Below are 24,933 nucleotides of genomic sequence, written 5' to 3'. Positions count from 1 at the left end.
TGATCCCGAACTGAAGGACCTGCCCATGCAGACTGAGGTCACCCGGGCCGCGGCTGGGGACTCAACCCCCTCATCCCGCACCCGATCGAGATCCTCCTCGCGGCGCTCTTCTTCACGATCCTCGTGATCCTGGTGAAGAAGTTCATCGTGCCTGCCTTCGAGCAGACGTTCGCCGAGCGCACGGCTGCCATCGAAGGCGGTCTGGCCGCTGCGGAGACCAAGCAGGCCGAGGCCGACGCCAAGCTCGCCGAGCTCGACCGTCAGCTCTCCGAGGCCCGCCACGAGGCTGCGCGCATCCGCGAGGAGGCACGCGAGCAGGGTGCAGCGATCGTCGTCGAGATGCGCGAGCAGGCCACGGCCGACGCCAACCGCATCGTCGAGGCCGGCAAGGCCCAGATCGAGGCCGAGCGCCAGCAGGCGATCACCTCGCTCCGTGCCGAGGTCGGCGGCCTCGCTGCCGGTCTGGCCGGAAGCATCGTCGGCGAGAGCTTGGACGACGACGCTCGCTCGAGCCGTGTCGTCGAGCGCTTCCTCGCTGAGCTGGAAGGCGCCAACTGATGACCTTTCGTGGTGCTTCTGCCGAGGCGTACGAGGCCCTGACCAGCGCGCTCGAGGGCACGCTGGCCCAGGCCGTTGACGCTGCGCAGGTCGGTGCTGACCTGTTCTCGGTGGCTGAGGTGCTTCGTGACGAGCCGGCCCTTCGCCGTGTCGCGACCGACGTGTCGGTCGACGCGGCGGCGAAGGCTGGCCTCGTCCAGGAGCTCTTCACCGGGAAGGTGTCGGCCCCGGTCGTCTCCTTCCTCGGTGACGCCGTGGTCCGCCGTTGGACCTACCCGCGCGACCTGCCCAGCGCCCTCGAGGAGCTGGGTGTCGTCGCCACGGTCAAGTCTGCCGGTGACGACGCAGCGCGGCTCTCCGCCGAGCTCTTCACCGTCGGCCAGGTCCTCCAGGACAACCCGGACCTCCGTTCGGCGCTGTCCGACCCGGCCCGCGCGACCGAGGACAAGCGTGCGCTGGTCAGCGGCCTGCTCACCGGCAAGGCCCTGCCCGCCACCATCGCCCTGGTCGACCAGGCCCTGACCGGCACGCACCGCACGGTCTCGGTCGCCATCGACAGCTACCAGCACACCGCTGCTGCCGTGAACGGCCGCTCGGTCGCCACCGTGACCGTGGCCAAGCCGCTCGCCGACGCCGACCTGGACCGCATCACCGCGGCCCTGGGGCGCCAGTACGACCGTGAGGTCCAGGTCAACGTCATCGTCGACCCGGCCGTCATCGGTGGCGTCAAGGTCGAGATCGGCCACGAGGTCATCGACGGCACCGTCGCTGCCCGCCTCGACGGCGTACGCCGCAAGCTGGCCGTCTGAGCCTCGCTCAGCAGGGTCAACCCACAAGAACTTCGAGCACACGAAAGTAAGGATGAGGAAATGACGGAGCTTTCGATCCGTCCGGAGGAGATCCGGGACGCGTTGCAGCGCTTCGTGTCGGACTACAAGCCCGAGACTGCTAGCCGCGAAGAGGTCGGCACCGTTGCCGAGGCCGCGGACGGCATCGCCCGTGTCACCGGACTCCCGTCCGTCATGGCCAACGAGCTGCTCGAGTTCGAGGACGGCACGCTGGGCATCGCCCTGAACCTCGACACCCGCGAGATCGGTGTCGTCATCCTGGGTGACTTCGACAAGATCGAAGAGGGCCAGACCGTGCGCCGCACCGGTGAGATCCTCTCGGTCCCCGTCGGCGAGGGCTACCTCGGCCGCGTCGTCGACCCGCTGGGCACCCCGATCGACGGTCTCGGTGAGATCACCGGCATCGAGGGTCGCCGCGCGCTGGAGCTCCAGGCTCCCACCGTCGTGCAGCGCAAGTCGGTGCACGAGCCGCTCGCCACCGGCATCAAGGCCATCGACGCCATGACCCCGGTCGGCCGTGGCCAGCGCCAGCTGATCATCGGTGACCGTGCGACCGGCAAGACGACGATCGCCATCGACACGATCATCAACCAGAAGCAGAACTGGGAGTCGGGCGACCCGTCGAAGCAGGTCCGCTGCATCTACGTCGCCATCGGCCAGAAGGGCTCGACCATCGCCTCCGTGCGTGGCGCCCTCGCCGAGGCCGGCGCCCTGGAGTACACCACCATCGTCGCCTCCCCGGCGTCCGACTCGGCTGGCTTCAAGTACCTGGCGCCCTACACCGGCTCGGCCATCGGCCAGCACTGGATGTACGACGGCAAGCACGTCCTCATCGTGTTCGACGACCTGACCAAGCAGGCCGAGGCCTACCGCGCCGTGTCGCTGCTGCTGCGCCGCCCGCCGGGCCGCGAGGCCTACCCGGGTGACGTCTTCTACCTGCACTCCCGCCTGCTGGAGCGTTGCGCGAAGCTGTCCGACGACATGGGCGCCGGCTCGATGACGGGTCTCCCGATCATCGAGACGAAGGCCAACGACGTCTCGGCCTTCATCCCGACCAACGTCATCTCGATCACGGACGGTCAGATCTTCCTTCAGTCCGACCTCTTCGCCGCCAACCAGCGCCCCGCCATCGACGTGGGTGTCTCGGTGTCGCGCGTCGGTGGTGCCGCGATGACGAAGGCCCTCAAGGCCGTCACCGGCTCGCTCAAGGTCGACCTGGCGCAGTTCCGCGCCATGGAGGCGTTCGCGATGTTCGCCTCCGACCTCGACGCCGCGTCGCGCCAGCAGCTCGACCGTGGCCAGAAGCTGATGGCCCTGCTCAAGCAGCCGCAGTACTCGCCGTACCCGGTCGAGGAGATGACCGTCTCGCTGTGGACCGGCACCACCGGCCGCCTGGACGCCGTCCCCACCGACGACGTGCTGCGCTTCGAGGCCGAGTTCCTCGACTTCCTGCGCCGCTCGCACGCCGGGATCCTCTCCGCGATCCGCGACTCGCTGAAGTTCGAGGACTCCACCGAGGCTGAGCTGGTGAAGGCGTACGACGCCTTCCTCGACCAGTTCGAGACCTCGGAGGGCCACTCGATCAAGGCCGGCCGTGAGGACCACGTCGCCCTTGAGGACGAGGACGTCGAGCAGGAGCAGATCGTCAAGCAGAAGCGGGGCTGACGATGGCCGTATCGCTGCGTGAGTACCGCGCGCGGATCAAGTCGACGGAGTCGATGAAGAAGATCACGCGCGCCATGGAGCTCATTGCTGCGTCTCGCATCATCAAGGCGCAGCAGCGGGCACAGGCGGCAGCGCCGTACGCCCGTGAGCTGACGCGAGCGGTGTCGGCGGTGGCCACGTTCTCCAACGTGGACCACCCGCTGACCACCGAGCCCACGGACGCCAACCGTGCCGCGGTCCTGGTCGTGACCAGCGACCGCGGTCTGGCGGGTGCCTACTCCAGCAACGTTCTCAAGGAGGCCGAGCGCCTCGTCGAGAAGTTGAAGGAGGAGGGCAAGCAGGTCGACCTCTACGTCACCGGACGCAAGGCGGAGGCCTACTTCAAGTTCCGTGACCGCGCGGTCGTGAAGGCATGGACCGGCTTCTCCGACCAGCCCACGTACGACGTGGCTGCTGAGATCGGTGGGACGCTGATCGAGGCCTTCCTCGACGATGACGAGACGGGTGTCGACGAGGTGCACGTGGTCTACACGCGCTTCAAGTCGATGCTGACGCAGGAGCCGCAGGCCGTCCGCCTGCTGCCCCTCGAGGTCGTGGAGGGCACCGAGGCTCCGGCCGAGGGCGAGCTCCTCCCGCTCTACGAGTTCGAGCCCTCGGCAGGTGAGGTCCTCGACGCACTGCTTCCGAAGTACGTCCAGAGCCGCATCTTCTTCGCCCTGCTGCAGGCAGCCGCTTCCGAGCTCGCTGCCCGCCAGAAGGCGATGAAGTCCGCCACGGACAACGCCGACGAGCTCATCAAGAAGTACAAGCGAATCGCCAACCAGGCTCGCCAGGCTGGCATTACCCAGGAAATCAGCGAGATCGTCGGTGGCGTCAACGCCCTCGCCGACGCGAACGCCGGGAGTGAGTGAGAGAAATGACTGCCACTGTTGAAGAGACCCAGGCGACCGGCGCTGCCGGTGGGGTCGGACGCATTTCGCGCGTCATCGGCGCGGTTGTGGACATCGAGTTCCCGACCGACGCGATGCCGGCGATCTACAACGCGCTCGAGGTCGACCGCGAGCTGAACGGCGAGACCGAGACCATCGTGCTCGAGGTCTCCCAGCACATCGGCGACGGCATGGTTCGTGCCATCTCGATGCGCTCGACCGACGGCATGGTCCGTGGAACCCAGGTGCGCGACACCGGTTCCTCGATCTCCGTGCCGGTCGGCGACGTGACGCTGGGCAAGGTGTTCAACGTCATCGGCGAGTGCATGAACCTCGAGGACGGCGAGACCCTCGACGTCCAGGAGCGCTGGGGCATCCACCGCAAGGCTCCGGCCTTCGACCAGCTCGAGTCCAAGACCCAGATGTTCGAGACGGGCATCAAGGTCATCGACCTGCTCACCCCGTACGTGACCGGTGGAAAGATCGGTCTGTTCGGTGGTGCCGGTGTCGGCAAGACCGTCCTCATCCAGGAGATGATCGCCCGTGTGGCCAAGAACCACGGTGGTGTGTCGGTGTTCGCCGGTGTCGGCGAGCGCACCCGTGAGGGCAACGACCTGATCGTCGAGATGCAGGAGGCCGGCGTCTTCGACAAGGTCGCCCTGGTCTTCGGCCAGATGGACGAGCCGCCGGGCACGCGTCTTCGCGTCGCGCTCTCCGCACTCACCATGGCGGAGTACTTCCGCGACGTGCAGAAGCAGGACGTGCTGCTCTTCGTCGACAACATCTTCCGCTTCACGCAGGCCGGTTCCGAGGTCTCCACGCTGCTCGGCCGCATGCCGTCCGCCGTGGGCTACCAGCCGAACCTGGCCGACGAGATGGGTCAGCTGCAGGAGCGCATCACCTCGACGCGTGGTCACTCGATCACGTCGATGCAGGCGATCTACGTCCCCGCCGACGACTACACCGACCCGGCTCCCGCCACGACGTTCGCCCACCTGGACGCCACCACGGAGCTCTCGCGTGACATCGCCTCGCTGGGTATCTACCCGGCCGTGGACCCGCTCACGTCGACGTCGCGCATCCTCGACCCGCAGTACATCGGTCAGGCGCACTACGACTGCGCGATCCGCGTGAAGCAGATCCTGCAGCGCAACAAGGAGCTCCAGGACATCATCGCGATCCTCGGTGTCGACGAGCTGTCGGAGGAGGACAAGACGATCGTCCACCGCGCCCGTCGCATCCAGCGCTTCCTCTCGCAGAACACCTACGTGGCGAAGCAGTTCACCGGCATCGAGGGCTCGACGGTTCCGCTGTCCGAGACCATCGAGGCGTTCAACAAGATCGCCGACGGTGAGTACGACCACGTCGCCGAGCAGGCCTTCTTCATGTGCGGTGGTCTCGACGACGTCGAGGCCAAGTGGGCCGAGATCCAGAAGAACCTCTGATGGCTGGCACGCTGCAGGTGGAGCTCGTCGCCGCCGACCGCCTTGTGTGGTCGGGGGAGGCGAAGATGGTCATCGCCAGGACCACCGAGGGTGACATGGGTGTCCTGCCCGGTCACACCCCGGTCCTGTCGGTCATCATCGAGGGCGTCGTCGACATCCAGACCCCCGAGGGCGAGACCTGGGTGGCGGCGGTCGACGCCGGCTTCCTCTCCGTCTCGAACGACCGGGTCTCGATCCTGTCGGAGCGTGCGGAGATGTCGCACGAGATCGACCTCGAGAAGGCACGTCGCGACCTCGAGCGTGCCCACGCGGCCGGCGAGAACGACGACGCGGCCAGCGAGGCCGTCCGTCGCGCCGAGGCCCGCGTCCGGGCCGTCGAGCGGGCCTCGTGACCGTCTGACACGTAGCATCACCAGGGTGGGCATCCGGGAGACCGGGTGCTCACCCTGTTGCATTTCTGGCCGTGTCGGCAGGGCCGGTGACGGATCGCGCGGGCAGGCATGGTTCCATCGGTCCAACGACGCGGCCCCATGAGGAGGACGGATGCACGACGGCTGGCTCGGAGTGCTGGATGCGTTGGGCATCCTGCTGGTCGTGCTGCTCGTCCTGCTGGCCGGCATGGTCGTCAGCCTCGTGCTGAGGCGCCGTGCCATCTCCCGCGCCGGAGCCACCTTCGAGCTCAGCCACCGGGTCCGCGACCAGCGGCCCGGACACGGCTGGGTGCTCGGGGTCGGGCGCTACACCGGTGAGTCCCTGGAGTGGTTCCGCATCTTCTCGCTCGACCCGCGGCCCAAGCGGGTCTGGAACCGGGACGAGATCGCGTACGAGGCCCGGCGCTCGCCCGAGGGCCCCGAGGAGGGTTCCCTGTACGACGGCCACGTGGTCGTCGTCTGCCGTACCCCCGGCGGTGAGGTCGAGCTCGCGATGAGCGAGTCGTCGCTCATGGGGTTCCAGTCGTGGCTGGAGTCCGGGCCGCCCGGGACCAACTGGGACGCCAAGCCCCTGCGCTGACCCCGGGCGTACTAGTCAGTCGCGCTCGCCGCCGGGCACCCACAGCACGTCGCCGTTCTCGCGGTTGGCGATGCGGGCGAGGATGAAGAGCAGGTCGGAGAGCCTGTTCAGGTAGGTGATGGCGACCTTGTTCATCGTCGCCTCGTGCTCGGCCCACGCCGCCCACGCGGAGCGCTCGGCGCGGCGTACGACCGTGCGGGCGACGTGGAGGTGGGCAGCACCCGGGGTGCCGCCGTTGAGGATGAACGACCGCAGGTTGGGCAGCTCCTCGTTGAACTCGTCGCACCACGCCTCGAGGCGGTCGACGTACTCCTGCTCGATGCGCAGCGGCGGGTACTCGGGCTCCGCGACCACCGGGGTGCAGAAGTCGGCACCCACGTCGAAGAGGTCGTTCTGGATGCGGGTGAGGATGGTGTCGATGCGCCCCTCGAGGGCGCCGCACGCCAGCGCCACGCCGATGGCGGCGTTGGCCTCGTCGACGTCGGCGTACGCAGCGAGACGCAGGTCCGTCTTCGTCGTCTCGCTCATGTCGCCGAGGCGGGTCGTGCCGGCGTCGCCGGTGCGGGTGTAGATGCGGGTGAGGTTGACCATGCACCGAGGGTATCGGGGCCGGCGCACCGGTCGCGCGACCGTCACGACAGTCCCAGGAGTCCCACCACGCACGCTCCTGACCGCCGGGTGACTACCGGCGGGTCACCCTGAGGGGCGTCCGATTATCGGTGCCGCTGTCTCGCCGCCCGGAATATATGTTTGGCCGGACGCAACCCGGTGGGATACCAACGACGTCATAGAGATCGAGGGCACCGCACAACGGGGTGGGGTGCTGGATCGTCTGGAGGCGTCGGGGGACGTCTCCGGGACCGGTGGTCGGGCACCGGGAAAAGGGGTGAGTGGCATGGAGATCTACTCGAACGGGAGCACGCTGCGTCTGGTGGGGGACTTCGATGTCCGCAGCACCGGCGCGGTCCGCGACGCCATCTACGATGCGTTCGCCGAGCAGGACGACGTCGTGGTCGACCTCTCCGAGGTGCGCGCGGTCGACGTCACCGCCCTGCGCGTCCTGGCAGTGGCGACGCACCACGCCGCGCGGCGTGGAGACCACCTGCGGTTGCGCGGGTGTGGCCCCTCGGTGCGGCGCATGCTGCACATCTCACGGCTCATCCGTGCCGTTGAGGTGGAGCGCGTCGCCGTCTCTGCCTGACCGGCGTACGAGCGTCCAGCCGTTGTCGCACGCCGATGTGGGCGCCGTCGGACGCCGGTGTGACGGTCGACGACACGAAGCGTCGTGGAGTGGCATATCCCACTCCGAGACCTCATTCCGGGTGCGGCGCGCTGGGCTTAGCATCGGCACATGACTGAGCCCCTGCCCGCCAAGGACCGCCCGTGGGTGATGCGCACCTACGCCGGCCACTCGACGGCCGCCGCCTCCAACGCGCTCTACCGCAACAACCTCGCGAAGGGTCAGACCGGTCTCTCGGTCGCCTTCGACCTGCCCACGCAGACGGGGTACGACCCGGACTCGCCGCTGAGCCGCGGCGAGGTGGGCAAGGTCGGCGTGCCGGTGCCGCACCTGGGTGAGATGCGTCGACTCTTCGAGGACATCCCGCTGACGGCGATGAACACCTCGATGACGATCAACGCGCCCGCCATGTGGCTGCTGGCGCTCTACCAGGTCACCGCGGAGGAGCAGAACCCCGACCTCGACCCGGCCGAGGTCGCGGCGCAGCTGGCAGGCACGACGCAGAACGACATCATCAAGGAGTACCTCTCGCGAGGTACCTACGTCTTCGGCCCGGAGCACTCGATGCGCCTGACCGCCGACATGATCGCCTACACGGTCAACCAGATCCCCAAGTGGAACCCGATCAACATCTGCAGCTACCACCTGCAGGAGGCCGGGGCCACGCCGGCGCAGGAGCTCGCGTACGCACTCTCCACCGCGATCGCCGTCCTCGACCGCGTCAAGGCGTCGGGCCAGGTCTCCGACGACGACTTCGAGAAGGTCGTCGGCCGCATCTCCTTCTTCGTGAACGCGGGCGTCCGCTTCATCGAGGAGATGTGCAAGATGCGGGCCTTCGTCCAGCTCTGGGACGAGATCACCTCCGAGCGCTACGGCGTCCAGGACCCGAAGATGCGGCGCTTCCGCTACGGGGTCCAGGTCAACTCCCTGGGTCTCACCGAGGCGCAGCCCGAGAACAACGTGCAGCGCATCGTGCTCGAGATGCTCGGCGTCACGCTCTCCAAGAACGCCCGCGCCCGCGCCGTCCAGCTGCCGGCGTGGAACGAGGCCCTCGGCCTGCCGCGTCCGTGGGACCAGCAGTGGTCGCTGCGCCTGCAGCAGGTGCTCGCCTACGAGTCCGACCTGCTGGAGTACGCCGACATCTTCGACGGCAGCCACGTCGTCGAGAAGAAGGTCGCTGAGCTCGTCGCGGCTGCCCGCGCCGAGATGGACAAGGTGCAGGCGATGGGCGGTGCCGTCGCGGCCGTCGAGTCGGGCTACATGAAGTCCGAGCTCGTGGCTGCCCACGCCACCCGTCGGGCCCGCATCGAGGCCGGCGAGGAGATCATCGTCGGCGTCAACAAGTTCGAGTCCACCGAGCAGTCGCCGCTGACGGCAGACCTCGACGGCGCCATCCAGACTGCTGACCCGGAGGCCGAGAAGGCCGCCCTGGCCAGCGTCAAGGCCTGGAAGTCCCAGCGCGACCAGGCCGCCGTCGACCGGGCGCTCGAGCGTCTGGCGGCCGACGCCAAGAGCGACGTGAACCTCATGGAGGCCACGCTGGCCGCGGCCCGTGCGGGTGTGACGACGGGGGAGTGGGCCGGGACCCTGCGCGGCGTCTTCGGCGAGTTCCGCGCCCCGACCGGCGTCTCCGGCGCCGTCGGTGCTGCGGAGGCCGGCGAGGCCCTCACCAAGGTGCGTGAGCGCGTCAAGGCCACCGGCGAGGAGCTCGGCGGACGCCTCCGCTTCCTGGTCGGCAAGCGGGCCTCGACGGCCACAGCAACGGTGCCGAGCAGGTGGCCGTGCGGGCGCGCGACGCTGGTTTCGAGGTCATCTACCAGGGCATCCGCCTCACCCCCGAGCAGATCGTCGCCGCCGCCGTGGCCGAGGACGTGCACTGCGTGGGCCTGTCGATCCTCTCGGGCTCGCACATGGAGCTCGTGCCCACCGTCCTCCAGGGCCTGCGGGACGCCGGCCTCGAGGACCTGCCCGTCATCGTCGGCGGCATCATCCCCGACTCCGACGGCAAGGCGCTCGTCGAGCAGGGTGTGGCAGCCGTCTACACGCCGAAGGACTTCGGCCTGACGGAGATCATGGACGGCGTCGTCGACGTCATCCGCGCGGCCAACGGCCTCGACTGAACCAGGTCCACAGGCAGGGTCCGGCTCCGGCCGACCCTGCCTGTGGCGATTTCGGTCCGCGGAATTCAGGCAAGGCAACCCTTACTTCCCGTGCTACGGTGCTGGCATGGGCAAGGGCAAGAAGAGCAAGGGCGACGTCGCCAAGCTCCCCAAGAAGAAGTGCTGCGAGTCGAAGACCCGCTGCGGTCGCTGCCCCCTGCGCATGCTGAAGGAAGGCACCCTTCCCGAGGGATACACCGTCCACAAGCGCAAGCTGGTGAAGCTCTCCGAGGTGCCTGGCTCCTCGCGCAGGAAGAAGGACAAGGCCGCCTGACCGGAACGGTCCCACCTCCCGGTTCCGGCTTGCGGAACACGCCTCCCCACTTCGGGAGCCCGCCTGTTCCGGCCTGCGGAATCCCGGACTCGATCCGGTAGCGCTGCCGTCGGGGCTGAGATTCGGTCTGGACACGCCACGTTGGCTCGCTACGTTCCCCGAACCACCCAGAAACGGGGGAGTACGAGGAGGCGTTTCCGCGTGAAGAAGACACTGATGGCCGTCGTCGGGGCAGCAGCAGCCGCGCTGGCCGGACTGGGTCCCCTGGCGCCTGCGGCCCAGGCAGTCGACAAGGTCTGCACCAGCTACTCGTCGTCGAGCAGCACCTGCGTCAACACCCAGCGCACGATCGCGGGAACGACGTACAGCACCGACTGGTACCTGCCCAACGTCACCGCGAGCGCCGTGATGGTGCTCAACCACGGCTTCTCGCGCGGGTGCGGCAACCTGCGGGGCACCTCGAGGTCGATCGCCGAGAAGGGCGTGATGGTGCTCTGCGTCAACGGAGACATGACCGCGGGCAACCCCGCGCTCGGCCGGGACCTGGCGGCTGCGCTCGCGGCCGGCACCATCGCCCCGCCCGGCCGTACGCTGCCGCAGCGGATCATCGTCGGCGGTCACTCCGCCGGAGGCCACTTCGCGGGCGTCGTGGGCGCCGAGCTCTCCCGCACCGCGCCGCAGCGCCTGGCGGGCGCGATCCTCTTCCTCCCGACTGCGCGACTTCGGCTCGCACTGGGCCAGGGACCTGGCCACGAACACCCGCACCACTGCGTACTGGTGCACGGACGCCACGGTGGTCAGCACCTGTGGCTCCAAGGTGCGTGACCTGGTCGACCGGACCCTCCCGCTGGCGGCGCCGATCCGCTGAGGGTCCCGGGGTGACGCGGGCCGCTGACGACCCACGGTGGCCCGCGTCGTCCCGCACCGACGACGTGGGCGAAACGGTCAGAAGAGGCGGTGCTCCGCGTCGTCCATGCCACGCAGGGCGTCGTAGTCGACGACCTTGCACTGGATGCCACGGTCCTCGGCCAGCACGCGCGCCTGGGGCTTGATCAGCTGCGCGGCGAAGATGCCGCGGACCGGTCCCTTGGTGGTCAGCAGCGGATCCCGGTTGAGCAGCTCGAGGTAGCGGGTGAGCTGCTCGACGCCGTCGATCTCGCCGCGCCGCTTGATCTCGACAGCGACGGAGAGACCGGAGGAGTCGCGGCACATCAGGTCCACGGGACCGATCGCGGTGGGGAACTCGCGGCGTACCAGGGTGAGGCCCTCGGAGATCGTCGCCGGGTGCTCGGCGAGCAGCTCCTGGAGGTGCTTCTCGACGCCGTCCTTCTGCAGGCCGGGGTCGATGCCGAGGTCGTGCGACGAGTCGTGGTGGATCTCGTCGATCAGGATGCGCAGGGTGTCGTCGGTCTTCGACGTGACGGTCCACTCCGGGCGCCCATCCTCGGAGATGCCTTCCCGCAGGGTGCAGGGCGGCGACATCCAGTTGAGCGGCTTGTAGGACCCTCCGTCGCTGTGCACCAGGACCGAGCCGTCGTTCTTCAGCATCAGGACGCGGGTGGCCATCGGGAGGTGGGCGGACAGGCGTCCGGCGTAGTCGATCTGGCACGTGGCAACGACGAGTCTCACGGCAGGGAATCTACCGGGTGGGACTCAGTTCCGTGCCATCCGAGCCCCTCTTGCGTGAGCCTGCGGGACTCAGTTCCACAGCATTGGGAAGTGCGTTCGTCAATGTGGTGCTCGTCTCGATATATACGCCGCAAGCCTCTTGTTACCGATGGGTAAGGCTGGCATGGTGCGTCCATGACTGAGACCGCTGCTGGCACCGCACAGCTCACGAACGACCTGGTGCTGCCGTACCTGAACCACGCGATCCGCATGTACGCCGAGGGTTACGCCTCGCGTGACGACATCGACGCCGCCATGCGCTTCGGGTGCGGTTACCCCGTGGGTCCGCTCGCCGCCGTCGAGGAGCTCGGCCTGGAGAAGGTTCGCGACCTCCTGGCTGCCCAGTACGCCGTGACCGGCGACGAGCTCCACAAGCCCGCAGCGCTCCTGGAGCAGCGGGTGCAGGAGGGGGCCACCACCCTCGCGGCCGCCGACGGCAGTGAGACCGCTGCCCCGCAGCTGCGCCACGACGTCCGTACCGTCGGTGTCGTCGGCACCGGCACCATGGCCGCCGGCATCGTCGAGGTCTTCGCCAAGGGCGGCTTCGACGTGGTCTTCGTCGGTCGCAGCCAGGAGAAGCTCGACGGCGTCGTCGCCGGGATCACCAAGTCGCTCGACCGCGCGATCTCGAAGGGCAAGCTGACCGAGGAGGCCAAGGCCGAGGTGCTGGGCCGACTCACCGGCGCCACCGAGCGTGAGGCGCTCGCCGAGGTCGACCTGGTGGTCGAGGCCATCGCCGAGGACCTTGCCGTGAAGACCCAGCTCTTCTCCGACCTGGACCGCATCTGCAAGCAGGGTGCGATCCTGGCGACGACCACCTCGTCGCTGCCGATCACCACCCTGGCGCAGACCACCTCGCGCCCCGAGTGGGTCATCGGCATGCACTTCTTCAACCCGGCCCCGGTCATGAAGCTGGTCGAGGTCGTCACCACCGCCTCCACCTCCGCCGAGGTCGACGAGACGACCCGTGCCCTGTGCAGCGTGCTCGGCAAGGTGGCCGTCTCGTGCGGCGACCGTGCCGGCTTCATCGTCAACGCGCTGCTCTTCCCCTACCTCAACGACGCCGTGAAGGCCCTCGAGTCCGGTCGGGCCGACATGGCCACGATCGACGCGGCGATCAAGGAGGACGTGAAGCTGCCCCTCGGTCCCTTCGAGCTCCTCGACGTCGTGGGCAACGACGTCTCACTGGCCATCCAGAAGGAGCTGCACGCCGAGTTCAAGCACGACGGTTTCGCCCCCGCCCCGCTCCTCGAGCAGGTCGTCGCCGAGGGTCGCCTGGGTCGCAAGACCAAGCGCGGCTTCCACGACTACTCCTGAGCACCCACTGACGTCCCGCCCCGGGAGCCCGCTGCGGCTCCCGGGGCGGGATTGCCACGTCCGGGGTCGTCAGCAGCGTGGCGGTCAGCGGGTGTCGGCCACCATGGCGGCGAGCCGGGCACGGGTGTTGATGTCGAGCTTGCGGTAGATGTTCGTCAGGTGGCTGTCGACCGTGCGCGGGGAGACGAAGAGCTCCTGGGCGATCTGGCGGCTCGTGAGCCCGTCGGCGACCCGGTCGGCGATCTCGCGCTCGGCCCGGGTCAAGGCCTCCAGGACGGTGTCCTCCACCTCCGTCTGGTGGTGCGTCACCTTCGCGTGACGCAGCCCTAGGGGAGTCAGTCGCCCAGCCTCCAGCCAGCCCGTCGGCAGGACGCGTGCGGCGAGGGGCCGGCGCCGGGCCAGCAGGCCCCAGGGAGCAGCTCCGTGGTGCTCGCGGACCGCGGCGGCCACGGTGGCCAAGGTACGCCCGTCGCGCAGGTCCTGCGCCTCGGCGACCAGGGCCATCCCGTCCAGTGCGTCCGCGACCCGGAGCGGCATCGGCATCGCCACGGCCTGCTCCAGCGCCGTACGGAAGGTCTGGGCAGCCTGGGTCAGGTCGCCGAGCTCGAGCAGGGAGAAGGCCAGGATGAGTCGTGCGTCGACGGCGTCGCGCCCCAGCTGGCAGCTGTCGGCCAGGGCGACGACGTCGGCAGCGAGCCACTTGGCCTCCGCCGCCTCGCCACTCTCGAGCAGGTCGCGGGCGTCCTGCAGGAGCACCGGCAGCCGGACGGCCCAGGGCAGCGAGGCCCGCTCGGTGGTCGTGATCGGGGCGGACGGGTCGATCTGCCGGAGCAGGGTCTCGGCGAGCAGCTGGATCCGGTCCTCGGCGAGCCCGCGGGCCTCCGCGGCGGCGGTGCGCGCGAAGGCCTGGGCCTCGGCCAACCGACCCTGCTCCAGTGCGGTGCGACCCATCAGTACGCGGGTCGAGAGGCTGACCCAGGCCTCGCTGTCGCCGCTCTGGGAGCGGATGACCTGGCTGGCGAGCGACGTCGCAGCGGAGAACTCCGCACGTGAGACGTGCACGTCGACCAGGGTGCGCATGGCTTGGCGGTTGGCGCCGTGGCCCCGGGCGTCGAGCTCGATCGCACGCCGAGCCTCCGCCTCGGCCCGGGTGAAGTCGCCCGCGTCGAGGTGCATCTCCGCCCGGATGGCGGCCGTACGGGCCAGCTCCAGGGTCGGGTCGGGTGCGAGCTGGGCGTGCTCGTCGGCACGGTCGAGCAGCCACAGACCCTCGTAGGTGCCCCGGACCTCGGAGGCGGCGATGCCGGCGCGGCGGGCCAGCTGGGCGCCGATCGAGGCAGGACCGTCGCCGCTGCGCAGGGCGGCCTCCAGCACCTCGACGGCGTCGCGCGCCCGCCGAGGTGTAGAGGGAGGAGAAGATCCGGTTGGCCAGGGAGTAGCCGAGGTCTCGCGTGGCCGGGTCGGCGCACGCGGTCAGCACGGCCGCCCGCATGGCGGGGAAGTCGGTCAGCCAGACCGCGTCGGCCGCGCCGAAGTTGTCGTCGTCCGGGGCACCGAGTCGGCCCAGCGCTGCAGCCCGGCGTGGCAGCGCTGACGGTCGGTCTCGTCGGCCCGGGTGAGGGCGAAGGCCCGGACCGGGGCGAGCAGGGCGAAACGGCCGTCGGGATGCACTTCGAGGAGGTTGCGCCGCACGAGCTGGGAGGCCAGCTGCCGGGCGGTGGGGAGGTCGACCTCGCAGATCGCGGCCAGCACCTCGATGCTGGCGTGCGAGTCGAGGTGTGCGAGCCGTCGCAGCCCACGCTGCGCCTCGGGCGCGAGCACGTCGTACGAGCCCCGGAACGCCTCGCTCAACGTCGCCTGCGGCGCGACCCCGGCCACGCCGAGCAGCGCGCACTGCACGGCCACCTGCTCGATCAGGAGGGGAAGGCCGCCGGTGGCCCGGAGCAGTCGTCGCACCTCGTCCTCGTGTGCGGTCAGGTCAACCTGGCTGCCGGCCTCCTGCACCCGCTGCACGAAGAGCTGGACGGCTGAGCCCGTCAGGGGGCCGATCGGTCCCGGGACGGGCAGGGGGCCGACCCGGACGACGCGCTCGCCCACCTGGCCGGTCTGCGAGGTGGAGGTGACGACGAGCCGACCCCGGGTGGTGGCCTCCATGACCTCCTGGAAGACGGGCCCCAGGGAGGCGTCGTCGAGCTCGAGGCCGTCGACGACGAGCAGGGCGCCGGAGTCGTCGAGCCCGCGGCCGAGCGCCCCGTGCAGGGTGTCGCCGGGGGCGCGGTCGTACTGGAGGGTGTCGACGCAGGCGGCCAGCACCTCGTCGGCCGAGCTGAGCCCGACGGCGTCGACCCAGACCGCGTCGAGGCTCTGCGTGGCGTGGCGGACCACCAGGGTCTTGCCGCATCCGTGGGGACCGGTGACCGTGACCCAGCGGGCGGTCGCCAGTACGTCGACCAGCCCGTCGAGGAGCCGCTCGCGGCCCGTGCACCGTGAGAACACCCGAGCAATCTATCGCTCCGTGACAGCGCCCACCACGAGACGCGCAGGCTGAAATACGTAGGACTACGGATGCGCGTGACCGACCGGGCGGAGCAGGGTTGTCCCATGCTCGCGCTGGCGGCCCGATCGGGGGACGGGCCGGAGCGCCAGCCACGTGGTGGCAGGTCGTGGTTCTCGGGGGAGACCGCGACCTCCACCTTCTTCGTGGCCGCTCCGGGTGGCTGAGGTGGATTGGACCACCTGCCTACGCTGGACGCATGGAGCTCCTGTTCCCGCTCGTGCTGGTCGCCGTCTTCATCGGGGCCGCCGTGGTGCTGTCCTCCCGGTCCAGGAAGCGGGCGGCTGAGCGCGCCGAGGCGGAGCTGGCACCCGTGCGAGTCCTGGTCGACGAGGACGTCACCGCACTCGGGGTCGAGCTCCAGGAGCTGGACGCCGACGTGGCCGCGCACGCGCTCGACGAAGGGGCGTCCGCCGACTACCAGCGCGCGCTGGACGCGTACGAGGCCGCCAAGCTGGCCGCTGCCCGCCTCAGCGCCCCCGACGAGGTGCGTCACGTCACCGAGATCCTCGAGGACGGCCGCTACGCGATGGCCTGCGTGCGCGCCCGCGTGGCCGGGCTCCCGTTGCCGACCCGACGCCCGCCGTGCTTCTTCGACCCGCGCCACGGGCTGTCGGTGGCCGACGTCGCCTGGGCGCCGCCGGGTGGTGCCCTGCGCGACGTCCCTGCGTGCGCCCTTGACGTCGAGCGGGTGCGCGCCGGCGCCGAACCCCACGTCCGCCAGGTCATGGTGGGCTCCCAGCGGGTGCCGTACTGGCAAGGTGGGCGCGCCTACCAGCCGTACGCCGCTGGCTACTACGGTGCCTTCGCCCCGATGCAGTGGATGTTCATGGGAGCGCTCTTCGCCGGTGGACTCGACGGCTTCGGCGACATGCTGGGTGGCATCGGCGAGGGGATCGGTGACGCCTTCGGCGGCCTGGGTGAGACCATGGGCGACATGTTCGACGGATTCGACGGCTTCGGCGAGTGAGCACAGCCGCCGCCCCCCTGCACACGGTCCAGCTGGGGGAGCAGGGGAGCCCCCTGGTCTTCTGCCACGGCCTCTTCGGCCAAGGGCGCAACTGGACCCAGATCGGCAAGCAGTTCGCCGCGGACCACCGCGTGCTGCTCGTCGACATGCCCAACCACGGCCAGTCGCCGTGGACCGAGCAGGTCGACCTCGTCGCTGACGCCGACCGGCTGGCCGAGCAGCTGCGGCCGTTGGGCCCGGTCGCGCTCGTCGGTCACTCGATGGGCGGCAAGGTGGCGATGCTGACCGCCCTGCGCCACCCCGAGGTCGTCGAGCGGCTCGTGGTCGTGGACATCTCGCCCGTGACCTACCGCCACCTGAACGAGTTCGCGGGCTACATCGACGCGATGAAGGCCATCGACCTGGCGACGCTCGAGCGGCGCGACGAGGCCGACGCGGCGCTGCGGGACGCGGTGCGGTCAGCCGGCGTACGAGGCTTCCTGCTGCAGAACCTGCGCCGCGACAAGGACGGCGCGTGGGGTTGGGTCGCCAACCTCGACGGGTTGCGGGCCCACCTGGCCGACATCGGCGGCTGGCCGGAGGAGTGGAGCGACGGCGTCGCGCCGTACGACGGCCCCGTGCTCTGGATCGCGGGCGCCGACTCGCACTACGTGAAGGAGGAGTACGCCCCCGCGATGGAGGCGCTCTTCCCGCGGGTGCGCAAGGTCAGCATCAAGAACGCCGGGCACTGGGTGCACTCCGAGCGTCCTGACGTCTTCGTCGAGGTGCTCCGGCGCTTCCTCGACGGGCGTCCCGCCGACGCCTGAGGTACTGACCCGCTGACGTAGGCCGGGGGCGTCGGCCACTGCCGAGCCCCGACCCCGAGGTCAGTTGTCGTCCTCCGCGAACCCGGCGACGACGTCGCGCAGGGCGCCGAGCTGGGCGGTGATCGCCTCGCGACGCTTGGCCATTCGGTCGACCTCGGCCCGCAGGGCGGCGAGCTCGCGCTCCGACTCGGCGTGGCCAGCGGCAGCGATGGCCTCGGCCTGCGTCTTGGCCGAGGTGACGATCTGCTGGGCCTCGCGGCGGGCCCGCGAGATCACGGCCTCCGCCTCGGTCTGGGCCTGCTGGCGCTGCGTCGTGGCCTGGGTGGTGGCGGCGCGGGCGCGCTCCTCGGCCGTGGTGGCGCGCTCCTCGGCCTCGGCGACCAGTCGGGCGGTCTCGGCGGTCGCGGAGGAGTGGTGCTCGGCGGCCTCCTTGGCCAGGCGCTCCTTCTCGACGGCCAGCGTGCGGCGGGCCTCCTGGACCTCACGGTCGGCTGCCGCGCGGGCCTGCTCGGCCTCGCGGATCGCGGTGGTGCGCAGGTCCTGCGCCTCCTGCTGGGCGGCCAGACGGAGCTGGTCGGCCTCACGCTTGGCGGAAGCGCGCAGGTCCTCGGCCTCGGCGATCGCCAGGGTGCGCTCCTGCTCGGCGTCGGCCATCACGCGGGCGCGGCTGTCCTCGAGCTCCTTGAGCTGCACCGTGCGCATGTCCTCGGCCTCGCGGGCGGCCTCGGCGCGGATGGCCTTGCCGTCGCGGTGGGCCTGCTCACGGATGTCGTTGGCGTCGCGCTCGGCGGCGGCACGCACGTCGGCGGCCTCGTCCTCGGCCAGGCGCAGCATGGAGGCGGCGCGACCGCCCAGACCTGCGTACGTGGGCTTCTCGGCCTCGGCGAGCAGGGCCTTGGTCTGCTCCAGCTCGCTCTCCATGGCAGCGACCTGCGCCTTGGTGCGCTGGAGCTGGGCCGCCAGCTCGGACTGGCTCGAGGCCAGGCGCGCCAGGTGGCGGTCGACGGCGTCCTTGTCGTAGCCGCCGCGGCGCACCAGCGGCAGGTCGGGCTGACCGGGCTGGACGGGCGCAGCGGTGGCCCCGGGCGTGGCCGGGCGCGCCTGGGTGACGCGCACCGGGGCCGCGACGGCGGGTTGGACCTGGGTCTTCTCCACCTCGCTGGACCGTGGCTGCACGGCGACGCGCTGCGTCTTCTGTTCGTCGGAGCCTTCCTGCGGCTCCGAGTCGAAGATGGACAGGCCCTCGTCGCGGCTCATGTGTGGGAACGCCCTTTCAGTGCTGGTGTGGGTTTCTCGACCCCCCGAAGGACCAGTCTGACTCATGGGAGAAGCGAACACACCCCGGCTCGCTGAACTTCACGTGGATGAAGTCCGGCGCGCCGGGGTGTGTGAGGGAACCGACAGGTTCCGGGTGCTGCGGGGAGGTCTGGCCTCCGGATCAGACCTCGCGGTGCTGACGTGCGGGGCGTCTTGCGGGGCTCGGCTTCGGGACACCTCGCTGGTCATCAGGTCGCAGGCGCTGCGGGGCTCGCCTTCGCCAGACCTCGCTGCGCTCGGCCTGGCTGCGGCTCACTCCTCGGCCTGCTCCAGCTCGGCGTCCCTCCGCCTCACTCCTCAGACCCCGCGGAAGCGGTTGATCTCGTCGATGTGCTTCTCGCGCATCTCGTGGTTCAGCACGCCCAGGCCCGGCTCGGGGGCGAGGCAGAGCACGCCGACCTTGCCCTGGTGCGCGTTCTTGTGCACGTCGAGCGACGCCTGGCCGACCTCGTCGAGGGTGTAGGTCTTCGACAGGGTCGGGTGGATGGCGCCCTTGGCGATGAGGCGGTTGGCCTCCCACGACTCGCGGTAGTTGGCGAAGTGGCTGGAGATGATGCGCTTGAGGTTCATCCACAGGTAGCGGTTGTCGTACTCGTGCATGTAGCCCGTGGTGGAGGCGCAGGTGGTGATCGTGCCGCCCTTGCGGGTCACGAAGACCGAGGCGCCGAAGGTCTCACGACCCGGGTGCTCGAAGACGATGTCGATGTCCTCGCCGCCGGTGAGCTCGCGGATCTTCGCGCCGAAGCGCTTCCACTCCTTCGGGTTCTGCTGGGTGCCGTCCTCGTTCCAGAACTGGTAGTTCTCCTCGGAACGGTTGATGATCAGCTCGGCGCCCATCGAGCGGGCGATCTTGGCCTTCTCCTCGTTGGAGACGACGCAGACCGGGGTCGCGCCACCGTTGATCGCGTACTGCGTGGCGAAGCCGCCGAGGCCGCCCGAGGCGCCCCCAGATGAGGACGTTGTCGCCCTGCTTCATGTTGCCGCCGTTGGCGGAGACGAGCTGGCGGTAGGCGGTCGCGTTGACCAGGCCGGGGGAGGCGGCCTCCTCCCAGGTCAGGTGCTCCGGCTTCGGCATGAGCTGGTTGGCCTTGACCAGGGCGATGTGGGCCAGGCCGCCGAAGTTGGTCTCGAAGCCCCAGATGCGCTGCTCGGTGTCGAGCATCGTGTCGTTGTGACCGTCGGGGCCCTCGAGCTCGACCGAGAGGCAGTGGGCGACGACGCGGTCGCCGGCGTTCCACTTCTGCACGCCCGGGCCGGTGGCCAGGACGACGCCGGAGAGGTCGGAGCCGACCACGTGGTAGGGCAGGTCGTGACGCTTGCCGAGGGCGCCGGTGCGGCCGAGGCGCTCGAGGAAGCCGAAGGTGGAGACGGGCTCGAAGATCGAGGTCCACACGGTGTTGTAGTTGATGGCGGAGGCCATCACGGCGACCAGGGCCTCGCCCGGGCCGATCTCGGGGAGGGCCACGTCGTCGACGCGGAGCGACTTGCGCGGGTCCTTGTCGCGGCTGGCCATGCCCTCGAACATGTTCGCGTCCTCCTTGCGGACGAACGCGGCGCGGTAGTGGTCGGGGATCTCGAGGTTCGAGAAGTCCTCGGCGGTGGCGCTGCCGGACTCGATGGCGTCGAGGATGTTCTGCACGGTGCTCTCCTAGGGAGGATCAAGGGCGTTCCGGTGAAGGTTACGTGTCAGTAACCTTCACGGGAAGGGGTGTGCGGCAGTTCACACGGGCTCGGGCGGACGGGCGGCTGCGGGCGCGACGGCGTACGCCGGGCCCCGCGGCCCGTGCCGCCCGTCCGGACGCGTCAGTGGTGCGCGTCGGCGGCCGGCTCGACGAGCTCGACCAGGACGCCGCCGGCGTCCTTGGGGTGCACGAAGTTGATGCGCGAGTTGGCCGTGCCGCGCTTGGGGGCGTCGTACAGCAGTCGCACGCCGCGCTCGCGGAGGATCGCGCTCACCTCCTCGACGTCGGTGACGCGGTAGGCGAGCTGCTGGAGGCCCGGGCCGGAGCGGTCGAGGAACTTGGCGATCGTGGACTGCTCGTTGAGCGGGGCGAGCAGCTGGATGAAGGAGCCGGACTCGCCGACGGCCACCATGGCCTCGCGCACGCCCTGCTCCTCGTTGGTCTCGGAGTGGGCGACCTCCATGCCGAAGACGTCGCGGTAGAAGGCGATGGCCTCGTCGAGGTCGGGCACGGCGATGCCGACGTGGTCGATCGCGGTGAACAGGTGTGAGGGGATCTGCACAGTCATGCGCACCATGGTCGCCCCCGCCCCCGTGGGCGCGTCATCGGGTCCACATCCGGGACATCGCACCACCCTGTGAGGTCGGGGTCTAGGCTCGTCCCATCTGTTCGGATCCAAGGAGGGCCCACCCATGTCAGGCACCACTTCTGTCATCGTCGCCGGCGCGCGCACCCCGATCGGCCGTCTGCTCGGTGGCCTCAAGGACCAGAGCGCCGCAGACCTCGGTGGCGTCGCCATCGCTGGCGCCCTGGAGAAGGCCGGCGTCTCGGGCGACCAGGTCGAGTACGTGATCATGGGTCAGGTCATCCAGGCCGGCACGGGCCAGATCACCGCCCGCCAGGCCGCCGTCAAGGGTGGCGTCCCGATGAACGTCCCCGCGCTGACCATCAACAAGGTCTGCCTCTCGGGCATCAACGCGATCGCGCTGGCCGACCAGCTGATCCGTGCCGGTGAGCACGAGATCGTGGTCGCCGGCGGCATGGAGTCGATGACCCAGGCCCCCCACCTGCTCCCGAAGTCGCGCGAGGGCTTCAAGTACGGCGACACCGCGCTGGTCGACTCGATGGCCTACGACGCGCTCTACGACCAGTTCACCAGCCAGGCGATGGGCGGCCTCACCGAGGGCTGCAACGCTGCCGGTGCCAACCTGACCCGCGAGGAGCAGGACCAGTTCGCGGCCGAGTCGCACCAGCGCGCCGCCAAGGCCCAGGCCAACGGCCTCTTCGACGACGAGATCGTCCCGGTCGTGATCAAGACCCGCAAGGGCGAGGTCACCGTCTCCCAGGACGAGGGCGTGCGTGGCGACACCACTGCCGAGTCCTTGGGCAAGCTGCGCCCCGCCTTCTCCAAGGAGGGCACCATCACCGCCGGGTCGGCCTCGCAGATCTCCGACGGTGCTGCCGCGGTCGTCGTGATGAGCAAGGCCAAGGCCGAGGAGCTGGGCCTCACCTGGATCGCCGAGATCGGCGCCTCCGGCCAGGTCGCCGGCCCCGACTCCACGCTGCAGATGCAGCCGGCCAACGCGATCAAGAAGGCCGTCGAGAAGGAGGGCATCTCCGTCTCCGACATCGACCTCTTCGAGCTCAACGAGGCGTTCGCGGCCGTCGGCATCGAGTCGGCCCGCGAGCTGGGCGTCTCGTCCGACAAGGTCAACGTCAACGGTGGCGCGATCGCCCTCGGCCACCCGGTCGGCATGTCGGGCGCCCGCATCGTCCTGCACCTGGCCCACGAGCTGAAGCGTCGCGGCGGCGGCATCGGCGCTGCCGCCCTGTGCGGTGGCGGCGGTCAGGGTGACGCCCTGATCATCCGGGTCCCGAAGGCCTGACCGCACCGATGAACGTACGGACCGGGGGCCGACGCCGCGAGGTGTCGGTCCCCGATCTCGTCTCCCGCGCCCGCGAGGGGCAGCACGCGGCGGTCGCGCGGCTGCTCACGCTCGTCGAGGACGCCTCGCCGCTGCTGCACGAGGTGATGACGGCGCTGGCCCCCCACTGGGGCCGGGCGCACGTCGTGGGTCTGACGGGATCTCCCGGGGTTGGCAAGTCGACTTCCACCAACGCCCTGGTCGGCGAGCTGCGGCGACGCGGCCAGCGGGTCGCCGTGCTGGCCGTCGACCCCTCGTCGCCGTTCTCCGGCGGGGCGCTCCTTGGCGACCGCGTACGCATGGGCGACCACACCGGCGACCCCGACGTCTACATCCGCTCCATGGCGTCGCGCGGCCACCTGGGTGGCCTCTCGTGGGCCGCGCCCCAGGCAGTGCGGGTGCTCGACGCCGTCGGCTTCGACACCGTGCTGGTCGAGACCGTGGGCGTGGGCCAGAGCGAGGTCGAGATCGCAGGGCTGGCCGACACCACCGTCGTGCTGCTGGCACCGGGCATGGGTGACGGGATCCAGGCCGCCAAGGCCGGCATCCTCGAGATCGGCGACCTGTACGTCGTCAACAAGGCCGACCGTGACGGCGCCGACGTCGTACGCCGTGACCTGCGCACGATGCTGTCGCACTCCGAGCGCCCCGAGGGGTCGTGGCGCCGGCCCGTGCTCAAGGCGGTCGCCCGCTCCGGTGAGGGGATGCCCGAGGTGGTGGCCAAGCTCGCCGAGCACAAGGAGTGGCTGTCGACGTCCGGCGAGCTCACCCGACGCCGCACCGCGCGGGCGCAGCGGGAGGTCGAGGCGATCGCGCTCGAGACGATGCGCCGTCGCTGGGGCAGCGTGGGGGAGCAGGGCATCCTGGCCGACCTCGCAGGCCGCGTGGTGGCGGGGCGGCTCGACCCGCACACCGCCGCCGACCAGCTGCTCGACCGCTGACGGGTCGTCGGCCGGCGCGCGGCCACGAAATTCTGGGTAGTTCGCGTGGCGCGTGGTGCGCCTGCGCGGTTTGCCGGTCGACGACTGGTACCAATGTCGGGACCTGTGACCTGATCTCGGACGGAGCAAGCGAGCAATGAAGGCCAAGAAGGTGATCCTCATCCTCCTGGTCGGATTCCTCCTCTACTGGATGTTCTCCGACCCGGCAGGCCTGGCCGACTCCGGCGAGTCCCTCTTCTCCAACCTCTGGGAGCTCCTCATCCAGCTCTTCGAGGCGTTGCTCGACTTCTTCTCCGCCCTGGGCTGAGGCGACGATGGCGGCCGGCTGACCATGGGCCTGATCTCCGGGTTCCTCGACCCCGACATCGGCCAGTACCTCCTGCGTGACGAGGGCGAGGTGGTGGTCGACGAGGTGCGCCACCACTGGGCCGCCTACGTGCGCGCGGGGATGGAGTTCGTGCTCGGCGGGCTGGTGCTGCTGGCCGTCCCGTTCGTGCGGGCCGAGATCGGCTGGCTCCCGCTGGTCGTCTGGCTGCTGCTGTGGGGGCACGCCGCCTGGCTGGCCTTGACCGAGCACATGGACCGGTTCGTCATCACGAACATGCGCGTCTTCCGCGTCAAGGGGGTCCTCGACCGGCAGGCCGCCACCATGCCCCTGTCGCGCATCCTCGACATCACCGTGACCAAGCCCTTCGTGGGGCGGGTCCTGGGCTACGGCCACTTCTGCTTCGAGTCGGCCGCCCAGGAGCAGGGCCTGCGCGACATCCGGTTCGTCAGTCGACCCAACGAGCGGGACCAGTCGATCCAGCGCGTCGTGCAGCGCGCTGGCCTGCGTGGCCCCCGCCCCAACTGAGGGGCACCCGCTGGCCTAGCGGCGGACCGTCGCGTGGATGGTCTGGCCGCTGAGGGCGGCCGCGCCGGTGCTGGCCAGGAACATCGCGATGGTGGCGACCTCGTCGGCGTTCACCTCGGGGGTGGTCCGGGGGCGGGTGAGCACCGTGCCGGAGTCGACGGTCACCACGCTGGCGACGAGGCGCTGCTGGCTGGGCACCGCCACCCGGTGGGGCGTGAGGACGGTGTTGACCCGGGCCCCGATGCGCGACCAGGCGCGACCGGCCTGGGCGGTCTGCGCGCGCAGCTCGTTCTCCGCGTCGGCCGAGGTCTGGGTCAGCTCCAGCCACGCGAGCGTCGGACTGGTGTGCACGACGGCGCCGCCGCCCGGGGCCGTGGAGGCACAGATGCGGTGGCGCAGCTGCTGGGTCAGGCGCTGCGGGCCCACGAAGCCGAGGCGGGCCGAGTGGCAGAGGAACTCGCGCTCGTGCTCGTCCATGCTGGAGGAGAGGCGCGCACCAGCCGCGTTGACCAGCACGTCGACGGAGCCGATCTTCTCGACGAAGGACTCGATCGCGTCGGCGCTGGAGAGCTGGAGCTGGTGGTAGTCGAAGCCCGAGAGGTCGGCGTCGTACAGGGACGGAAGGATCTTCGTGCCGGTCACGGACACCCGGGCGCCGGCGGTGCGGAAGGCCTGCGCCATGGCGAGGCCGAGGCCGCGCGTCCCGCCCGTCACCAGGACGTGGCGGCCGGTGAAGTCAAAACCGACGTCGATCACAGTTGTCCCCCCACG

27 protein-coding genes and 2 pseudogenes are annotated in these 24,933 nt (G+C 70.1%); 20 read left to right on the top strand and 9 right to left on the bottom strand.

The window, feature by feature from the left end; genetic code table 11:
• Positions 1–72 precede the first annotated feature (72 nt).
• The 7 genes from E2C04_RS11915 to E2C04_RS11885 all read left to right on the top strand — a co-directional run bounded on the left by E2C04_RS11915 (position 73) and on the right by E2C04_RS11885 (position 6,456).
• A complete protein-coding gene (locus E2C04_RS11915) occupies positions 73–558 on the top strand; it encodes a F0F1 ATP synthase subunit B (protein WP_135832754.1) in 486 nt (161 codons plus the stop codon).
• Positions 558–1,367 carry a F0F1 ATP synthase subunit delta gene (locus E2C04_RS11910; protein ID WP_135832753.1) on the top strand — a complete coding sequence of 270 codons (810 nt, stop codon included), beginning with the start codon at positions 558–560 and terminating at the stop codon, positions 1,365–1,367. Before E2C04_RS11915 ends, E2C04_RS11910 begins: the two co-directional genes overlap by 1 nt.
• Positions 1,368–1,427: 60 nt before the next feature.
• Positions 1,428–3,071, top strand: a complete 1,644-nt coding sequence (gene atpA / locus E2C04_RS11905; protein WP_135832752.1) for a F0F1 ATP synthase subunit alpha — start codon at positions 1,428–1,430, stop codon at positions 3,069–3,071.
• 2 nt (positions 3,072–3,073) lie between these two features.
• On the top strand, positions 3,074–3,982 hold the full coding sequence (locus tag E2C04_RS11900) for a F0F1 ATP synthase subunit gamma (RefSeq protein WP_135832751.1): 909 nt from the start codon (positions 3,074–3,076) through the stop codon (positions 3,980–3,982).
• A 5-nt stretch (positions 3,983–3,987) separates the two neighbouring features.
• Positions 3,988–5,445, top strand: a complete 1,458-nt coding sequence (gene atpD / locus E2C04_RS11895) for a F0F1 ATP synthase subunit beta (protein ID WP_135832750.1) — start codon at positions 3,988–3,990, stop codon at positions 5,443–5,445.
• Entirely contained in the window at positions 5,445–5,837 is a 393-nt protein-coding gene (locus E2C04_RS11890; RefSeq protein WP_135832749.1) for a F0F1 ATP synthase subunit epsilon, read from the top strand. The genes atpD and E2C04_RS11890 overlap by 1 nt, the downstream gene beginning before the upstream one ends.
• A gap of 151 nt (positions 5,838–5,988) precedes the next feature.
• Positions 5,989–6,456 carry a DUF2550 domain-containing protein gene (locus E2C04_RS11885; protein ID WP_188422355.1) on the top strand — a complete coding sequence of 156 codons (468 nt, stop codon included), beginning with the start codon at positions 5,989–5,991 and terminating at the stop codon, positions 6,454–6,456.
• A 15-nt stretch (positions 6,457–6,471) separates the two neighbouring features.
• Here the strand turns inward: E2C04_RS11885 and E2C04_RS11880 are convergent, their stop codons facing one another.
• The gene (locus E2C04_RS11880; protein WP_135832748.1) at positions 6,472–7,047 is read right to left on the bottom strand and encodes a cob(I)yrinic acid a,c-diamide adenosyltransferase; all 576 of its coding nucleotides are present in this window, start codon (positions 7,045–7,047) and stop codon (positions 6,472–6,474) included.
• A gap of 304 nt (positions 7,048–7,351) precedes the next feature.
• Between E2C04_RS11880 and E2C04_RS11875 the strand changes: the two genes are divergently transcribed.
• The 5 genes and pseudogenes from E2C04_RS11875 to E2C04_RS11860 all read left to right on the top strand — a co-directional run bounded on the left by E2C04_RS11875 (position 7,352) and on the right by E2C04_RS11860 (position 10,954).
• Positions 7,352–7,657: an STAS domain-containing protein gene (locus E2C04_RS11875; RefSeq protein WP_135832747.1), complete on the top strand. Its 306-nt coding sequence runs from the start codon at positions 7,352–7,354 to the stop codon at positions 7,655–7,657.
• A 150-nt stretch (positions 7,658–7,807) separates the two neighbouring features.
• A pseudogene (locus E2C04_RS11870) lies at positions 7,808–9,259 on the top strand (methylmalonyl-CoA mutase family protein); the annotation flags it as partial.
• 212 nt (positions 9,260–9,471) lie between these two features.
• Positions 9,472–9,816, top strand: a complete 345-nt coding sequence (locus E2C04_RS19945) for a cobalamin-dependent protein (protein ID WP_338088753.1) — start codon at positions 9,472–9,474, stop codon at positions 9,814–9,816.
• Between the two features lie 106 nt (positions 9,817–9,922).
• A complete protein-coding gene (locus E2C04_RS11865) occupies positions 9,923–10,129 on the top strand; it encodes a hypothetical protein (protein ID WP_135832746.1) in 207 nt (68 codons plus the stop codon).
• A 201-nt stretch (positions 10,130–10,330) separates the two neighbouring features.
• On the top strand, positions 10,331–10,954 hold the full coding sequence (locus E2C04_RS11860) for a hypothetical protein (protein ID WP_135832745.1): 624 nt from the start codon (positions 10,331–10,333) through the stop codon (positions 10,952–10,954).
• Positions 10,955–11,074: 120 nt separating this feature from the next.
• Here E2C04_RS11860 and nucS read toward each other — a convergent pair whose 3' ends face one another.
• Positions 11,075–11,758 (bottom strand): endonuclease NucS, encoded by a 684-nt coding sequence (gene nucS, locus E2C04_RS11855; protein ID WP_135832744.1) that lies wholly within the window; start codon positions 11,756–11,758, stop codon positions 11,075–11,077.
• Positions 11,759–11,932: 174 nt separating this feature from the next.
• Here nucS and E2C04_RS11850 point away from each other — a divergent pair, with 174 nt between their 5' ends.
• Positions 11,933–13,114 carry a 3-hydroxyacyl-CoA dehydrogenase NAD-binding domain-containing protein gene (locus E2C04_RS11850; RefSeq protein WP_135832743.1) on the top strand — a complete coding sequence of 394 codons (1,182 nt, stop codon included), beginning with the start codon at positions 11,933–11,935 and terminating at the stop codon, positions 13,112–13,114.
• Between the two features lie 84 nt (positions 13,115–13,198).
• Here E2C04_RS11850 and E2C04_RS11845 read toward each other — a convergent pair whose 3' ends face one another.
• Positions 13,199–14,488 carry a LuxR C-terminal-related transcriptional regulator gene (locus E2C04_RS11845; protein WP_135832742.1) on the bottom strand — a complete coding sequence of 430 codons (1,290 nt, stop codon included), beginning with the start codon at positions 14,486–14,488 and terminating at the stop codon, positions 13,199–13,201.
• A gap of 132 nt (positions 14,489–14,620) precedes the next feature.
• Positions 14,621–15,610 (bottom strand): hypothetical protein, encoded by a 990-nt coding sequence (locus tag E2C04_RS11840; RefSeq protein ID WP_135832741.1) that lies wholly within the window; start codon positions 15,608–15,610, stop codon positions 14,621–14,623.
• 69 nt (positions 15,611–15,679) lie between these two features.
• Between E2C04_RS11840 and E2C04_RS17810 the strand changes: the two genes are divergently transcribed.
• Genes E2C04_RS17810 through E2C04_RS11830 form a run of 3 tightly spaced genes read left to right on the top strand, consistent with a single transcriptional unit; the run spans position 15,680 to position 17,444 of the window.
• Positions 15,680–15,835 (top strand): hypothetical protein, encoded by a 156-nt coding sequence (locus E2C04_RS17810; protein WP_158630689.1) that lies wholly within the window; start codon positions 15,680–15,682, stop codon positions 15,833–15,835.
• A 32-nt stretch (positions 15,836–15,867) separates the two neighbouring features.
• On the top strand, positions 15,868–16,638 hold the full coding sequence (locus E2C04_RS11835; RefSeq protein ID WP_135832740.1) for a hypothetical protein: 771 nt from the start codon (positions 15,868–15,870) through the stop codon (positions 16,636–16,638).
• On the top strand, positions 16,635–17,444 hold the full coding sequence (locus E2C04_RS11830) for an alpha/beta fold hydrolase (RefSeq protein WP_135832739.1): 810 nt from the start codon (positions 16,635–16,637) through the stop codon (positions 17,442–17,444). The genes E2C04_RS11835 and E2C04_RS11830 overlap by 4 nt, the downstream gene beginning before the upstream one ends.
• Positions 17,445–17,504: 60 nt before the next feature.
• Here E2C04_RS11830 and E2C04_RS11825 read toward each other — a convergent pair whose 3' ends face one another.
• From E2C04_RS11825 to mce, 4 genes and pseudogenes are all read right to left on the bottom strand, one after another.
• The gene (locus tag E2C04_RS11825; protein ID WP_135832738.1) at positions 17,505–18,701 is read right to left on the bottom strand and encodes a coiled-coil domain-containing protein; all 1,197 of its coding nucleotides are present in this window, start codon (positions 18,699–18,701) and stop codon (positions 17,505–17,507) included.
• 357 nt (positions 18,702–19,058) lie between these two features.
• Positions 19,059–19,664 carry a zinc-binding dehydrogenase gene (locus tag E2C04_RS22345; protein ID WP_238694516.1) on the bottom strand — a complete coding sequence of 202 codons (606 nt, stop codon included), beginning with the start codon at positions 19,662–19,664 and terminating at the stop codon, positions 19,059–19,061.
• Positions 19,665–19,881: 217 nt separating this feature from the next.
• Positions 19,882–20,181: pseudogene (locus E2C04_RS22340) on the bottom strand (alcohol dehydrogenase catalytic domain-containing protein); the annotation flags it as partial.
• A gap of 383 nt (positions 20,182–20,564) precedes the next feature.
• A complete protein-coding gene (mce, locus tag E2C04_RS11815; protein WP_188422363.1) occupies positions 20,565–21,011 on the bottom strand; it encodes a methylmalonyl-CoA epimerase in 447 nt (148 codons plus the stop codon).
• A gap of 124 nt (positions 21,012–21,135) precedes the next feature.
• Here mce and E2C04_RS11810 point away from each other — a divergent pair, with 124 nt between their 5' ends.
• The 4 genes from E2C04_RS11810 to E2C04_RS11800 all read left to right on the top strand — a co-directional run bounded on the left by E2C04_RS11810 (position 21,136) and on the right by E2C04_RS11800 (position 24,162).
• Entirely contained in the window at positions 21,136–22,329 is a 1,194-nt protein-coding gene (locus tag E2C04_RS11810; protein ID WP_135832736.1) for an acetyl-CoA C-acetyltransferase, read from the top strand.
• Between the two features lie 8 nt (positions 22,330–22,337).
• Positions 22,338–23,309 (top strand): methylmalonyl Co-A mutase-associated GTPase MeaB, encoded by a 972-nt coding sequence (gene meaB, locus E2C04_RS11805; RefSeq protein WP_135832735.1) that lies wholly within the window; start codon positions 22,338–22,340, stop codon positions 23,307–23,309.
• A 136-nt stretch (positions 23,310–23,445) separates the two neighbouring features.
• Positions 23,446–23,616, top strand: a complete 171-nt coding sequence (locus E2C04_RS17805) for a hypothetical protein (RefSeq protein WP_158630688.1) — start codon at positions 23,446–23,448, stop codon at positions 23,614–23,616.
• A 24-nt stretch (positions 23,617–23,640) separates the two neighbouring features.
• Entirely contained in the window at positions 23,641–24,162 is a 522-nt protein-coding gene (locus E2C04_RS11800; protein ID WP_135832734.1) for a PH domain-containing protein, read from the top strand.
• Between the two features lie 15 nt (positions 24,163–24,177).
• On the opposite strand, the gene E2C04_RS11795 is transcribed toward E2C04_RS11800, so the two are convergent.
• Positions 24,178–24,918, bottom strand: coding sequence for an SDR family NAD(P)-dependent oxidoreductase (locus E2C04_RS11795; protein ID WP_135832733.1), 741 nt, complete (start codon positions 24,916–24,918; stop codon positions 24,178–24,180).
• Positions 24,919–24,933: the final 15 nt, after the last annotated feature.

This window comes from Nocardioides daphniae, from assembly GCF_004777465.1.
Lineage (GTDB): Bacteria > Actinomycetota > Actinomycetes > Propionibacteriales > Nocardioidaceae > Nocardioides > Nocardioides daphniae.
Note: the sequence above shows the minus strand (reverse complement) of the source record. Positions and strands in the feature narration are given on the sequence as shown.

Coding starts and splice junctions, on each gene's coding strand:
- E2C04_RS11910 (WP_135832753.1), top strand. CDS start 558: ATGACCTTTCGTGGTGCTTCTGCCGAGGCGTACGAGGCCCTGACCAGC.
- atpA (WP_135832752.1), top strand. CDS start 1,428: ATGACGGAGCTTTCGATCCGTCCGGAGGAGATCCGGGACGCGTTGCAG.
- E2C04_RS11900 (WP_135832751.1), top strand. CDS start 3,074: ATGGCCGTATCGCTGCGTGAGTACCGCGCGCGGATCAAGTCGACGGAG.
- atpD (WP_135832750.1), top strand. CDS start 3,988: ATGACTGCCACTGTTGAAGAGACCCAGGCGACCGGCGCTGCCGGTGGG.
- E2C04_RS11890 (WP_135832749.1), top strand. CDS start 5,445: ATGGCTGGCACGCTGCAGGTGGAGCTCGTCGCCGCCGACCGCCTTGTG.
- E2C04_RS11885 (WP_188422355.1), top strand. CDS start 5,989: ATGCACGACGGCTGGCTCGGAGTGCTGGATGCGTTGGGCATCCTGCTG.
- E2C04_RS11880 (WP_135832748.1), bottom strand. CDS start 7,047: ATGGTCAACCTCACCCGCATCTACACCCGCACCGGCGACGCCGGCACG.
- E2C04_RS11875 (WP_135832747.1), top strand. CDS start 7,352: ATGGAGATCTACTCGAACGGGAGCACGCTGCGTCTGGTGGGGGACTTC.
- E2C04_RS11865 (WP_135832746.1), top strand. CDS start 9,923: ATGGGCAAGGGCAAGAAGAGCAAGGGCGACGTCGCCAAGCTCCCCAAG.
- E2C04_RS11850 (WP_135832743.1), top strand. CDS start 11,933: ATGACTGAGACCGCTGCTGGCACCGCACAGCTCACGAACGACCTGGTG.
- E2C04_RS17810 (WP_158630689.1), top strand. CDS start 15,680: ATGCGCGTGACCGACCGGGCGGAGCAGGGTTGTCCCATGCTCGCGCTG.
- E2C04_RS11835 (WP_135832740.1), top strand. CDS start 15,868: ATGGAGCTCCTGTTCCCGCTCGTGCTGGTCGCCGTCTTCATCGGGGCC.
- E2C04_RS11825 (WP_135832738.1), bottom strand. CDS start 18,701: ATGAGCCGCGACGAGGGCCTGTCCATCTTCGACTCGGAGCCGCAGGAA.
- mce (WP_188422363.1), bottom strand. CDS start 21,011: ATGACTGTGCAGATCCCCTCACACCTGTTCACCGCGATCGACCACGTC.
- E2C04_RS11810 (WP_135832736.1), top strand. CDS start 21,136: ATGTCAGGCACCACTTCTGTCATCGTCGCCGGCGCGCGCACCCCGATC.
- meaB (WP_135832735.1), top strand. CDS start 22,338: ATGAACGTACGGACCGGGGGCCGACGCCGCGAGGTGTCGGTCCCCGAT.
- E2C04_RS17805 (WP_158630688.1), top strand. CDS start 23,446: ATGAAGGCCAAGAAGGTGATCCTCATCCTCCTGGTCGGATTCCTCCTC.
- E2C04_RS11800 (WP_135832734.1), top strand. CDS start 23,641: ATGGGCCTGATCTCCGGGTTCCTCGACCCCGACATCGGCCAGTACCTC.